The 13632-nt window shown below is 47.5% G+C and carries 14 protein-coding genes and 1 rRNA gene; 1 reads left to right on the top strand and 14 read right to left on the bottom strand.

Features of this window, described 5'->3' with window-relative positions:
• A 16S ribosomal RNA gene (locus CXK86_RS29630) occupies nucleotides 1-331 on the bottom strand; the annotation flags it as partial.
• 438 nt (nucleotides 332-769) lie between these two features.
• Complete coding sequence (locus CXK86_RS29625; protein WP_076254626.1) at nucleotides 770-1321, bottom strand: hypothetical protein; 552 nt, start codon at nucleotides 1319-1321, stop codon at nucleotides 770-772.
• A gap of 86 nt (nucleotides 1322-1407) precedes the next feature.
• Here CXK86_RS29625 and CXK86_RS29620 point away from each other — a divergent pair, with 86 nt between their 5' ends.
• Complete coding sequence (locus CXK86_RS29620; RefSeq protein WP_076254656.1) at nucleotides 1408-1998, top strand: TetR/AcrR family transcriptional regulator; 591 nt, start codon at nucleotides 1408-1410, stop codon at nucleotides 1996-1998.
• Between the two features lie 85 nt (nucleotides 1999-2083).
• On the opposite strand, the gene CXK86_RS29615 is transcribed toward CXK86_RS29620, so the two are convergent.
• The 12 genes from CXK86_RS29615 to cysK all read right to left on the bottom strand — a co-directional run bounded on the left by CXK86_RS29615 (nucleotide 2084) and on the right by cysK (nucleotide 13371).
• A complete protein-coding gene (locus tag CXK86_RS29615) occupies nucleotides 2084-3421 on the bottom strand; it encodes a TrkH family potassium uptake protein (RefSeq protein ID WP_036606097.1) in 1338 nt (445 codons plus the stop codon).
• 204 nt (nucleotides 3422-3625) lie between these two features.
• Nucleotides 3626-5137, bottom strand: a complete 1512-nt coding sequence (lysS, locus tag CXK86_RS29610; protein WP_076254627.1) for a lysine--tRNA ligase — start codon at nucleotides 5135-5137, stop codon at nucleotides 3626-3628.
• Nucleotides 5138-5253: 116 nt separating this feature from the next.
• A complete protein-coding gene (gene greA, locus CXK86_RS29605) occupies nucleotides 5254-5733 on the bottom strand; it encodes a transcription elongation factor GreA (protein ID WP_036606099.1) in 480 nt (159 codons plus the stop codon).
• 251 nt (nucleotides 5734-5984) lie between these two features.
• Complete coding sequence (gene dusB / locus CXK86_RS29600) at nucleotides 5985-7004, bottom strand: tRNA dihydrouridine synthase DusB (RefSeq protein ID WP_036606100.1); 1020 nt, start codon at nucleotides 7002-7004, stop codon at nucleotides 5985-5987.
• A 98-nt stretch (nucleotides 7005-7102) separates the two neighbouring features.
• Nucleotides 7103-7297, bottom strand: a complete 195-nt coding sequence (locus CXK86_RS29595) for a helix-turn-helix domain-containing protein (protein ID WP_370511459.1) — start codon at nucleotides 7295-7297, stop codon at nucleotides 7103-7105.
• Nucleotides 7258-7806: a 2-amino-4-hydroxy-6-hydroxymethyldihydropteridine diphosphokinase gene (gene folK, locus CXK86_RS29590; protein WP_047844503.1), complete on the bottom strand. Its 549-nt coding sequence runs from the start codon at nucleotides 7804-7806 to the stop codon at nucleotides 7258-7260. Before folK ends, CXK86_RS29595 begins: the two co-directional genes overlap by 40 nt.
• Before the next feature lie 9 nt (nucleotides 7807-7815).
• Nucleotides 7816-8178, bottom strand: a complete 363-nt coding sequence (gene folB / locus CXK86_RS29585) for a dihydroneopterin aldolase (RefSeq protein ID WP_036606103.1) — start codon at nucleotides 8176-8178, stop codon at nucleotides 7816-7818.
• Between the two features lie 119 nt (nucleotides 8179-8297).
• Entirely contained in the window at nucleotides 8298-9161 is an 864-nt protein-coding gene (folP, locus tag CXK86_RS29580) for a dihydropteroate synthase (protein ID WP_076254631.1), read from the bottom strand.
• Nucleotides 9158-10042: an aminotransferase class IV gene (locus CXK86_RS29575; protein ID WP_076254632.1), complete on the bottom strand. Its 885-nt coding sequence runs from the start codon at nucleotides 10040-10042 to the stop codon at nucleotides 9158-9160. The genes folP and CXK86_RS29575 overlap by 4 nt, the downstream gene beginning before the upstream one ends.
• A 1-nt stretch (nucleotide 10043) precedes the next feature.
• A complete protein-coding gene (pabA, locus tag CXK86_RS29570) occupies nucleotides 10044-10619 on the bottom strand; it encodes an aminodeoxychorismate/anthranilate synthase component II (RefSeq protein ID WP_036606106.1) in 576 nt (191 codons plus the stop codon).
• Nucleotides 10620-10684: 65 nt separating this feature from the next.
• Nucleotides 10685-12292 (bottom strand): anthranilate synthase component I family protein, encoded by a 1608-nt coding sequence (locus CXK86_RS29565; protein ID WP_101315031.1) that lies wholly within the window; start codon nucleotides 12290-12292, stop codon nucleotides 10685-10687.
• 140 nt (nucleotides 12293-12432) lie between these two features.
• Entirely contained in the window at nucleotides 12433-13371 is a 939-nt protein-coding gene (gene cysK / locus CXK86_RS29560; RefSeq protein ID WP_036668448.1) for a cysteine synthase A, read from the bottom strand.
• Nucleotides 13372-13632: the final 261 nt, after the last annotated feature.

The raw sequence follows: 13632 nt of genomic DNA, 5'->3' as shown, positions 1-13632 counted from the left end.
TCCCAGTGTGGCCGATCACCCTCTCAGGTCGGCTACGCATCGTCGCCTTGGTGAGCCGTTACCTCACCAACTAGCTAATGCGCCGCAGGCCCATCCCCAAGTGACAGATTTCTCCGTCTTTCCAGTTTCCTTCAGGCGAAGAAAACAACTATTCGGTATTAGCTACCGTTTCCGGTAGTTGTCCCAAACTTGAGGGCAGGTTGCCTACGTGTTACTCACCCGTCCGCCGCTAACCATCCGAGAAGCAAGCTTCTCTTCAAGTCCGCTCGACTTGCATGTATTAGGCATGCCGCCAGCGTTCGTCCTGAGCCAGGATCAAACTCTCCAATAAAGTATTGAAAAGAGCGATAAGCTCATTTTGAATCTGACGAGATTAAAAATCTCATTTGTGCTCCAGCCGATTCAAGCCAAGGCTTGTCTCAAACTTTCGCGTTCATTCTGCAAGCAGAATGTTTACTCACTCGTTGTTCAGTTTTCAAAGATCAAACTTATTTTGTTACCGAATGTTGTTCTCTTCAGCAACTTTTATATCTTATCACATCCAAACCAACTTTGCAAGCTCTTTTTTTAAGTTTCTTTCGAAGCTTATTTCATTTGCTTGCCGCACCGTGTAAACCGTGTTTTCTTGGCCGGACTTAGAATATACCATGTACAGATATTGAATGCAAGTCTTTTTTTAAAACTATAATAACAATCGGTTTGATCTAATACGGACGTACATATGGTATTCTCCCAACTTAGCAAGTTCATACACACGTCCATATTTACTTTAACGTTTAACATTCCTAGCAGGAACCTTTCTTGGCCATAAACTGTAACTAAAACTTATCAGAAAATCGATACCGAGTATCATTCCCCACACTCTGATCAAATTATTGAAGACAGCTGTACGTTCAGCATCTCCAATCCACCATATCATGGCCAATAAAAAAGCACTTCCTATAGCCCAAGCCAATAGATGTCTAAACCATCCACTACGCTCACGACTCGCATGTTCTCTACCATATAACTTGTTACTACGAGGGTTTTCTCCACCTTTGAACCAATATAGGAAATATCGATCCGCCCAAGCGATCATCTGGTGACCATAGGCAATGCTTACTCCTATATACACCGCAGCTATACCATGAATCATACTTGCTGTAGCTCCTCGCTGTAGATCCATAACTGTAGCTACCAGCAATAACAGATCGATAACCGGCGTCGCCATTAACAAACCGATGCCTATTCGCTTCATGCCAAGGAGATACCTGACACTCACACCTGCGAACACAAACACCCAAAAGGCAATCTCACAACCTATAATGAAATAACCAATCATTTCAGCCTCTCCTTTTTTGATACAAATGTATTAAATATAATTTAGCACGTGTGTACTATAATAATCAACGGTGATATAATATGCCTATGCCTAAACTTGTTGATCACGATAAACAGCGCGTGCTCGTGGCCGAGGCAGCTTGGCGTATTATACGAAGAGATGGCATGGAACAGGCCTCTGTTCGGAATATTGCTGAAGAAGCTGGAGTTTCGGTTGGTTCGATGCGTCACTACTTTTCTACTCAATCGGAACTACTACGATATGCCATGAATTTGGTATCTGAACGGGTGTCTCATCGAGTCCAAAAAATGTCCTTCACCGGCTCTCCCATGGACAATATGAAATGCCTATTGCTCGAATTCTTACCAAACACAGAAGAAAAACTGGCCGAAATGGAGGTGTGGTACGCTTTTACAGCCAGATCGAAAACCGATCCTAGACTCAAAGAACTTGCTAATACCGTATATGATGAACTCAGACAAGCTGTAGGCTCTGTTATCACCTACCTGATAAAGCTCGACCTCTCCAGACCCGATCTGGACAAAGAACTGGAGATCGAGAGATTGTATGCACTGGTAGATGGCTTAGGCATACATACCGTGCTTAGACCGGATCAGATGAATGCCAAGCTCATGGACGATGTTCTCACTTTGCATCTTGCTTCCTTGTGCCGTTAAACCAAAAAAACCGCAGCACATTCGTTGTGACTAAGGCCCGTTACGATAACAGGAGTTAGTTCTGAATGTCTGACGGTTTTTCTTTTTATCCGATAATGATCCGGCCCTCCGGATGACGATACAGTTTCTTCTCTTTGCGCGGACGAAGGGCATACGCGATGGTTAATGGCCCTATCCGACCTACAAACATGGTAAAGGTAATGATGATTTTTCCCCAATTGGTCAACTCATCAGTCACTCCCACAGAAAGACCCACGGTACCGATTGCGGATGCAGCTTCAAACATCAGTGAAAGGAATGGCGCATCCTCTGTCGTAAGCAGAAGCATCACCACGATCATGAATATGATCAGAGAAACCATAATAATGGTCAACGCCCTCATCAGCAGTTCTTTCGGAACACGCTGGCGGAAAAACACAATATCCTTATTTCCCCGAATCATGGCATACACCGCACCAATCATGATCAGGAATGTAGTCGTCTTGATTCCGCCCCCGGTCGATCCTGGGGAAGCCCCGATAAACATCAGCAGAATGAAGAAGAATTGGGTAGCCTGCCTCATCTCCGTGATATCGATTGTGCTCGTTCCCGACGAACGTGTAGAGACAGACTGGAAGAAGGACGCATAGATCTTCTCGCTCCATGTGAGTGAAGCCAGTGTATGTCCATTGGTGAATTCGAAAACAAACAAGACAATCGCTCCTATACCGATCAGCGCTCCGGATACAGACAGCACCAGTTTGGACTGAAGAGATAAACGGCGGCGTTTGCGATACTCAAACAGGTCATTCAATACAACAAAACCCAGTCCACCAGAGACAACGAGCACAGAAGCAGTCACATTGAATATCCAGTCTCCGGTGTAGTATTGAAAGCTGTTGCCAAACAGATCAAATCCGCCATTATTAAACAATGAAACGGAATGAAATATTCCATAGTATACGGCCTGACCCAATGGCATCTCCGTTGCCCAGCGCAGCGCAAGTATGACAGCCGCCACCCCTTCAATGGTAAAGGAGAAAATCAACACCTTGCGGATAATGCGTACTATCCCTTCCATACTGTCTGCATTAATGGCTTCTTTGAGTAATAACCTGTCCTTGAGTGAGATTCGCTTGCCCAATACAAGCGCAAAGAGGGTAGCCATGGTCATGAATCCGAGTCCACCAAGCTGCATCAGTACCATAATGACGATCTGACCAAACAAATTAAAGGTCGTCCCTACATCCACAACGACAAGTCCAGTTACACATGCGGCAGAGGTTGATGTAAAGAGCGCGTCAATAAACGCCAAATGCATACCGCTTTGGTTGGAGATTGGCAACATGAGAAGCACCGTTCCAATCGCAATGATAAGCAGAAAACCACCGACCAGAATTAACGGAGGAGATAAGAATTTGGCAAAGTGAAGCCTGAACTTCATGAAGGGCACCTCTTTTAACAAAAATACGAACAGGTTAATCTAACAATTTCAAGACGCGGTGTTACCCTAATGATGTGCTGTGAGCAAGGGCCTTCTGACAAACTTTATTTTTAGCGTCTATGTAAACCTAAAGAGGAACTTGCCCCAGCATGATACTGAACGGCAGGTTCCTCTTCTATTATGAACGTATCCTACGTTCCTTATTTAATCTTGCGTACGAGGACGCATGTGCGGGAAGAGCAGTACGTCACGAATCGACGGGGAGTTGGTAAGCAGCATGATCAGACGATCAACCCCGATTCCCAATCCGCCTGTTGGTGGCATACCATATTCGAGCGCACGGATGAAGTCGTCATCCATCTCATGAGCTTCGTCGTTCCCATGTTCTTTCTCCAGCATCTGTGCTTCAAAGCGCTGACGCTGATCGATTGGATCATTCAGCTCTGTGAAGGCATTGGCATGCTCGCGTCCAACGATGAACAATTCGAAGCGATCCGTGAAACGCGGATCTACATCATTTTTCTTCGCTAGTGGTGAGATTTCAAGAGGATGTCCCATAATGAATGTCGGTTGAATCAACGTCTCTTCTACAAATTCTTCAAAGAATGCGTTCAGAATATGACCAAATGTCATATGTTTTTCAACCGGAACCTTATGTTCCTTCGCCAAGTTGTGTGCTTCCTCATCCGACATGTGTACGGAGAAGTCTACGCCTACAACTTCCTTAACTGCATCCACCATCGTAACACGGCGCCACTGTGGCGTAAGATCTACTTCATAATCTCCATACTGGATCACTTGCGTACCCAGTACTTCCTGTGCAATATGAGCAACCAGGTTCTCCGTCAATTGCATAATATCCTTGTAGTCGGCATATGCCTCATACAATTCAATCATGGTGAACTCCGGATTGTGACGTGTGGACATACCTTCATTCCGATATACACGGCCGATCTCATATACCTTCTCCAGCCCGCCAACAATCAGACGTTTCAGGTGAAGTTCAATCGCAATCCGCATGTACAGTTCCATATCCAGCGCATTGTGATGTGTGATGAACGGACGTGCTGCCGCTCCTCCTGCGATGGTATGCAACGTAGGTGTTTCCACTTCCAGATATCCAAGGGAATCCAGGTAACGACGCATCGATTGAATGATTTTGGAACGTGCGATAAAGGTCTGTTGTACGTCCGGGCTCATAATCAGGTCAACATAACGCTGGCGGTAACGCAGCTCTACGTCAGTGAGACCATGGAATTTATCCGGAAGCGGATAGAGCGATTTGGACAGCACTTCAATATCTTTCACTTTGACAGAAGTTTCACCTGTTTTGGTCTTAAAGATCACACCCGTTACCCCAACGATATCGCCAAGGTCCAGCAGGCTAAATGCCGCATACTTGTCTTCAGGCACGCTATCCTGACGAACATAGATCTGGATTCTGCCGCTCAGGTCCTGAATATGTGCGAAGCTTGCTTTACCCATTCCCCGCTTCGCCATAATCCGTCCGGCAATACTGACTTCGATGTGCTTCTCTTCCAGCTCTTCCTTGGTCAGTTCTTCATACTTCTTCAGAATGGAGCCGGCTTCTTCGGTACGTACGTATTTTTGGCCAAAAGGGTCGATTCCCAATTTGCGGAGCTCGTCCAATTTGTCACGGCGAATTTGTAAAAGCTCGCTAAGTTCGGTTTCCTGATTCAAGACTTCATCCGTCATGATCTGTATTCATCTCCTTATTTACATTGCAGGCATCGCGAGAGGTCGTTTTTCCTCTAATGTTGAAAAAGCTTCCCTAAGGAAGCTTTTGTTTACCGTGCCCAACTGCTTCGTTGCTATAGCTTTTTAATGTCCATAATTTTATATTGAATTACGCCAGCAGGCACACTTACATCAACAACTGTACCTTTTTTCTTGCCGAGAATCGCTTTACCTACAGGGCTCTCGTTCGATATCTTGTTCTGAAGCGGGTCTGCCTCAGCAGTACCTACAATTGTATATTCCGTGATGTCGCCAAACTCCAGATCTTCTACAGTGACGGTTGCACCCACGCTTACGGCATCGGTATCGATCTCGTCGCTGTTAATAATCCGCGCGTTACGAAGCAATTTCTCCAACGTGATTACACGTCCTTCGATGAAAGCTTGCTCATTCTTCGCGTCTTCGTATTCAGAGTTTTCACTGATATCTCCATACCCGATGGCTACCTTAATCCGTTCAGCCACTTCGCGGCGCTTCACTGATTTCAATGTTTCCAATTCTTCTTCCAGCTTCTTGAGTCCTTCTGGTGTAAGGATAACTTCCTTGTCGCTCATCTCAACCGATTCTCCTGTCATGGGAATAAATTTGATTGTACGGCAACGGAATCAGTGCTTGTTACAGAGCTCCGCTCGCATACATCTTCAAAACTATATGAAGTTCTCCAGAGGAATAGAATATTCCTCCTGATGCTATATCCTTATTAACGCACATGGCGAATTTATACTGAGAAATTATAGGGGAACGATCTCGAAAAGTCAATGTTACGTCCCCTATAGGTGTAAACGTTTTACAGATGCGTTTATAATTAAGATGCATTTCCGGCGATTACCGGTTCTGACTCCAAATTACCTTCGCTTTTCAGCTGACTCACAAAGTTCTCCAGAATCTGTACCATCTCGTCCCGCTTGGTTCCTTCCATAATAACATCCTTGATGCGGGCAGATCCTTTCAGGCCTTTCAAATACCAAGCCAGATGTTTACGCATCTCGCGTACGGCAACTGTCTCATTCTTCAATGCGATCAGGCGATCCATATGCAGGATGGCAACACGGATCTTCTCTTCGCCATTCGGGTCAGGAAGCAATTCCCCCGTGCTTAAGTATTGAATGGTACGATACAGCATCCATGGGTTACCCAGGGCGGCACGACCGATCATAACTCCGTCACAACCCGTTTCATCCAGCATACGGCGTGCATCCTCTGGTGTATGGACATCACCATTGCCGATCACTGGGATAGAGACAGCTTCTTTTACATCTTTGATGTGTGACCAGTCAGCTGTGCCTGTATAGAGTTGCTCACGCGTGCGGCCGTGTACACTTACCGCCTGTCCGCCAGCACGTTCAACCGCGAGCGCATTCTCCACCGCGAAGATATGCTCGTTATCCCAGCCGATACGCATCTTGACCGTCACCGGCTTCTCCACCGCGTCCACGACAGCGGATACCATCTCATAGATTTTGTTCGGATCAAGCAACCAACGTGCACCGGCATCACATTTCGTTACCTTTGGCACAGGGCATCCCATGTTAATATCGATGATGTCTGCATTGGTTTCTTTGTCCACGATTTTGGCTGCTTCTACAAGGGAATCACGATCTCCCCCAAAAATCTGAAGGCTCAGCGGTTTCTCACGCTCATCTACAAACAACATCTCACGTGTACGCTGGTTGCCATGGACAATGGCTTTGCCACTCACCATCTCCGCGCATACGAGACCTGTTCCGAATTCTTTTGCGATCAAACGAAAAGCCGGATTACATACGCCAGCCATCGGCGCAAGTACGACCTGGTTTTTCATTTCAATGCCACCAATGTTAAGCACGGTAGTCGTTCCACTCCTTTTTTAATTCTGTATATATATCACGATATAAAGTTTGATCGGTGTCTTGGTTGTTGTAACATGGCGAAACCGAAACGGTCCTAGTTGCCCCGCAACTCCTCGATACTGATTGCCAGCACACCAGCAATTCGATCGAGTTCTTGCTGTGATACCTTACGGTTTCCCCGTTCAATGGTTCCCAGAATGGCCAGCGAGATGCCGGTCTCGGACGCAAGTTCATGTTGTGTTAAACCTTTCAGCTTCCGGAATGCCCGGATTCGGTTGGCCAATTGCATGTTTTCCAAAGCTGTATTCCATCCTTTCCATCCAGTACAGACAACGATGAGTGTACAAAGGTATACAAACCTGAAATCTCGCCCTCCGGTACGATATCCGACAGTGGTACCAGTACAAAAGCCCGTTCTCCCATGCGGGGATGAGGCAATTGAAGCAATTCGGTATCTCGCGTCTCACCGTGCATCCAGAGCAGATCCAGATCAACGGTGCGCGGTCCCCAGCGAATATCACGAACACGACCGAGACGGTTCTCGATATCCAATAATTCCGTGAGCAACTGCTCAGGTGTCAGCATCGCCTGTACGGCGACTGCCATATTCAGAAATGCAGGCTGATCTACATATCCTACAGGCTCCGTCTCATATAGTGCAGAACAACGCAGAACGGATATATGAGGGTGTTCATCCAGCAAAGACAATGCTTCAAACAGCGTCTGTTCCCGGTCACCCAAATTGGCCCCTAAAGCAATATAAGCCTCTGAAGATTCAGAGGTCGAATGTGCAATCATGATCGGTTCTCACTTTCTTGTGCGGCGAAGCTCTACCGTTACGCCCTCAAAATGAATATCAAATGGCGGATGTGGCTTCGTCACCTTGACTGTCAATGCATTGATAATAGTATAAGTGTCTAGTAAAGAAGATGCAATATGTTCGCCCAAAGCTTCAATTAACTGGAATGATTTATTCTCTACAATCTGTTTTACCAGCTCATGGATCTCCGCATAATTAATCGTTTTGGTCAGATCATCGTTACGTCCGGCCTCACCCAGGTCCATATCAATCTCCAGATCAATATAGTACCGCTGCCCAAGCTTCCGTTCTTCTGCAAAAACACCATGATATCCGTAATACTCCATACGATGCAATACCATTCTATCCATACGATCCGCCTGCCCTCTATATATATTGAAATAATTCTCTAGTTTTGAAGATATCCCTTAGCTTCGCCTTTGAAAAACGCTGCGCTTCCACTGGACGGGTCACCAGGGACCCGCCAGCATTATTTCCTCCGTATACCCGGAGAAGCATACAACATGGCATCACACATGTCTGCCGTCCGCCGAATCGGTTTCACATCATGAACCCGAACCATCTGGCAGCCTTGGGCAATGCCAAATGCAACGGTCGCAGCCGTTCCTTCCAACGCATCATCCGCCCCGACATCCAGAGTGTTCTGGATGAATCTTTTGCGTGAGGTGGCTAGCAGAACGGGATACCCCATTTCATTGAGCAAACCGAGCGATGACATGAGCTTCAGATTTTCTCCGAGATCCTTCACAAAACCAATGCCCGGGTCGAGGATAATCTGGTCTGCTTTCACGCCGGCTGTTAATGCAATGTGTATGCTCTCCTGCAAATCGCTCACGACATCACTCAGATAATCAGTATAGTTTCGCTCCTGCCGATTATGCATCAGAATGATGGGACACCCCAGCTCTGCTGCCGTGCGGGCCATATCTGCATCTGCCTTGGCACCCCACACATCATTAATAATATGGGCACCGGCTAGAATAGCCTGACGTGCAACATCGGCCTTATACGTGTCTACCGATATCGGAATGTGCGGAGCTTGCTGATGCAATGCTTCAATAACCGGAATAATCCTGCTGAGCTCTTCATCGGCGCCCACGACATCTGAACCTGGGCGGGTGGACTCCCCGCCGATATCAATCAGGTCCGCACCGTCCTCCATCATCTGTTTGGCATGAGCAACCGCCCGCTCCACGTTGGTATAACGTCCACCATCCGAGAATGAGTCAGGCGTGACGTTAAGAATGCCCATAATCTGTGTTCTTGTACCCAGCTTCAATTCAGCTGGCCCCCATGCATAGTTCCGTTCATAAATGACAGGTGTAAGTGTCATGAAGTATACCCCGCTTTCTGCCGGTACATACCCAGAAGGACTGCTGTAACCGGGCCAATATGTCCGTTGCTAATTATCGTTTCGGCTCCGTCCTGATCCCGCAGAGTTGTCACCGGAACCAGTTCGGCCACCGAGCCGGTTAGAAATATTTCATCTGCTTGCAGGAGATCCTCCCAAGAGGCTAGCGTTTCTATGCAGGGAATTCCTTGCTGCGAGGCAATTTCCAGTACCAAAGCTCTCGTGATACCCGGCAGAATGCCGGTTGAGAGTGCTGGCGTGTAGAGCACATTTTCCCGTACCCAAAACACATTGCTGACAATACCCTCAGCGACATGCCCATCACGGGTTAATTGTAGCCCTTCTGCACCCTGCACATACTGCCCGTATCCATTAAGCTCCCGTTTCGCCAGAATGCTGTTCATATAATGCAGCGACTTGAACCGAACTTCTCCTTCGGGCGTGTTGCGAGGTGTAGACAAACGTTGGAGCATTTTGCCGCTCTCATATAAAGAGGGAGAAGGTTCAGGTAATGCTTTTGCCAGTAAAATATGATTTGGCTTTGAATAATCACCAGAAGGTAAGCCTAGCGGTGCTTCACCGGCTGATACCGTGTATCGCACATACGCCTCCCGAAGTCCGTTCGCATCCATCAAACGTTGAATCCAATCAGTCACCTCTGCTGCGGTCGTTGTAAAAGGAATGCCAAGTTCCTTACACCCCGAGGCCATGCGCTCCAGATGCCGTTCCAAAAGATATGGAACACCTCGATACGTCCGGAACGTCTCAAACAGTCCAAGTCCGTACAAAAAGCCGTGATCCGTTACAGGAACCACGGCCGCCGCCATATTGACCAACTCTCCATTTATCGCGGCATATTGCATGTTATACCTTCACTTGTTGGGACAAAAAGTTACGAAGCATCTGATGACCATGGTCTGTAATAATGGATTCCGGGTGGAATTGAACCCCTTCAATCGCATATTCTTTGTGGCGCAAACCCATAATCTCACCTTCAGCTGTCTCCGCTGTAATCTCCAGGCAGTCAGGCAAGCTGCTGCGCTCGACAATCAGGGAGTGGTAACGGGTAGCTGTGAATGGAGATGGCAATCCGGCAAAGACCGATGTCCCGTTATGGTGCATCTCGGATGTTTTGCCGTGCATCATGCGCTCCGCACGAATGACATTGCCACCAAACGCTTGTCCAATGGACTGATGCCCCAAGCACACACCAAAGATCGGAATGCTTCCCTTGAAATGATCAATGACTGCCAGACTAATGCCCGCTTCATTCGGTGTACACGGGCCCGGAGAGATCAGAATATGATCAGGTGCCAGTGCCTCTATGCCTGCCAGATCAATCTCGTCGTTGCGGCGAACTTCCACCGTCTCGCCCAGTTCACCCAGATATTGAACCAGGTTATACGTGAAAGAATCGTAATTATCGATAACCAGTATCATATGCCTGCTCCTCCTCATCTTCCGTCAATGCAAGTGACGGTTGCTTCGTTTTATTTTATTTTAGTTTAGTTAACAGCTTCTGTTCTTTTCGCTTGTTCTTGTTCAATAGCTCTGCTTGCTTCCGCCTCTTCGCTGTAATTCACAGCTCTCATCATGGCTCTTGCCTTGTTGCGGCATTCCTTGTATTCCCGATATGGATCGGAATCAATAACAATCCCTGCCCCGGCCTGTACATAACCAATACCGTCCTTAATGGCAAGTGTACGAATGACGATGTTCAATTCCATATTCCCACTGTAATCCATCCACCCGATGGAACCCGTATAAGGCCCACGCCGCACAGGCTCTAGTTCCTCGATAATCTCCATGGTGCGGACTTTCGGGGCTCCTGTAATCGTTCCACCCGGGAATGTCGCAGCGATCACATCAAATACGGATAACCCTTCTGCCAGCCTGCCTTCCACCTGGGAAACGAGATGCATGACATGGGAATACTTCTCGATGGTCATCAATTCAGGCACATGAACCGAACCGTAGGCTGCAATCCGTCCGATATCATTCCGTTCCAGATCAACGAGCATAATATGCTCCGCCCGTTCCTTCTCACTGCTGAGCAGTTCATCCGCCATAGCTTTGTCCTCTGCTTCATCCCGGCCCCTTCTTCGGGTCCCTGCGATGGGACGTGCACTGACTTTGCCATTCTCCACTTTGACCAGAAGCTCGGGAGATCCGCTTACCAGTTGAAAGTCTGGACTACGCAGCATTCCCATATACGGTGATGGATTCACAAGGCGCAGCCATTCATAAATATGCTCAGCGCTCGAATGAAGCCGCTTTTCCTGTCTCAAGGACAGGTTCACCTGGAACACATCGCCCTGCCTGATATATTCCTGTACCGTACGCACAGCTTGTTCAAAGTCCTCCTGGGGAAAGGAGGTTTCCCATCCTTCCGATTCCCTTTCCGCATCTTCAGGCTGCGGGGTACGATTGACCTGCTTGTTGCGGCGTTCCAGTGCCTGTTGTTGTTCCTCAGCCTGTGCAGCCCCCATAATATGAAGCCAACGTTTCTGCATCGCTGTCGCTCGTGCTTCTGCCGCTGAATATAGACTACGGATATCCGTTTCGTTCCGGTTAGGCTCTATAGCCAGATGAACCATGCAGAAAAGTGCCTGCTGCTCATGGTCATACGCCCATATTTCTTCAAAGCGCATCCACCAATAATCCGGTAGAGCCGGATTATCTTCAGCCAAGACTGGAAGCTTCTCCAATGATCTTGCTACATCGTAGCTGAGATAACCTGCGTATCCACCCCCAAAGTCTGGAGCCCCATTAACCTTGGGTGCACTATACGGGGCAGTCCATCTCTTTAATACATCAAGCGGCTTGCCGCTGTCCGTCGAGGTGGCACCTTGCGTCACATCATGAATAACCGCTTCTTGACCCTTGCCGGAAATAACGGATACGGGGTCTAACCCCAGAAATGTATATCTCCCGCCTTTGCCATTCTCCAGCACAATTGCGTATGGTGACGCCTGCTTCCAGGCTGCCTCCCACGATAACGGTAAACCGCCATGATACGGTCCCTCATCCGACTTCGTGATATAGGGCATCATGGTCCAGCCTTGTTCAGCCCACTCCATCCAGTCGGCGTATGTTGTCATCAGGTGTGTCATTGCGGTGTGCCGCCCTCCATCTGTCGCTAGTTCTATTGTCTGATAGTATACTAAAGCGCCGCCCCTTTTAAAAGCATTACGCCAAAAATCCTCCATACCCGTCATACGGGCAAGGAGGATTGGTTTTGTCATTTGTAGACTTAGCCTTCGAAGTTGTAAAGAGGTGTGCTGAGGTAACGTTCGCCGTTACTTGGCACGATTACGACCACGCGCTTGCCTTCACCCAACTGTTTCGCAACCTGAAGACCTGCACGGATCGCCGCACCGGAAGAAATACCAGACAGAATGCCCTCTTCCTTCGCTACCTGACGAGCCGTCTCGAATGCATCATCATTCTCAATGTGAATGATCTCATCATAGATTTCCTGATCCAGAATCTCAGGGATAAAGTTGGCACCAATCCCCTGGATCTTATGTGGTCCTGGTTTGCCGCCCGCCAGAATTGGCGAAGCTGCTGGCTCAACCGCAACAATTTTAATACCAGCAAAAGCTTCTTTCAGCACTTCGCCTGTACCTGTAATTGTTCCACCTGTACCGATTCCTGCAACGAAAGCATCCAACGTACCGCCTACAGATTGAATTGCTTCAACAATCTCAGGGCCAGTCGTTTCACGGTGGATCTTCACGTTGGCTTTATTTTTAAATTGCTCAGCCATGAAATAGGAAGGGTTTTCTTTCAGCAGTTCTTCGGCTTTTTTAACAGCACCATTCATACCTTCAGCTCCAGGTGTAAGCACAAGCTCAGCACCATACGCACGAAGCAAGTTACGACGCTCCAAGCTCATCGTCTCAGGCATTACAATAACGGACTTGTAGCCTTTGGCTGCAGCCACCATCGCGAGTCCAATTCCCGTGTTACCACTTGTTGCTTCAATAATGGTATCACCTGGTTTTAGCTTGCCTTCTTTTTCCGCTTCTTCCACAATGCTAATTGCGATACGGTCTTTCACGCTTGAACCTGGATTCTGGTACTCCAGCTTCACGAATACTTCAGCACTGCCTTCAGGTACGATACGGTTCAGACGAACAAGCGGAGTACCTCCGATGAGTTCTGTTACGTTATTAACTACTTTAGCCATATGAATGCCCTCCTTAGTGGATGAATAAAACTTGAGTCCTGTTAACCTATACTGTGCGGCCGATAGCCTCTAGCTGTTATAGAAGAACTGCGGAAATCCTGTTGATCCTATCCCTTACTGCCAAGATTTCTAGCAGGGCGGAGGTTTCCGAAAGTTTCTTTGTTCATAAATAAATCTTTTATATCCGAGTAAACGAGTAGGTATTTATTATTTTCATCTTATCAACGTTAACCCTTATTGTCAATATGAGTACTCAAAAAA

The organism is Paenibacillus sp. BGI2013, assembly GCF_002843485.1.
Taxonomy (GTDB): domain Bacteria; phylum Bacillota; class Bacilli; order Paenibacillales; family Paenibacillaceae; genus Paenibacillus; species Paenibacillus amylolyticus.
Note: the sequence above shows the minus strand (reverse complement) of the source record. Positions and strands in the feature narration are given on the sequence as shown.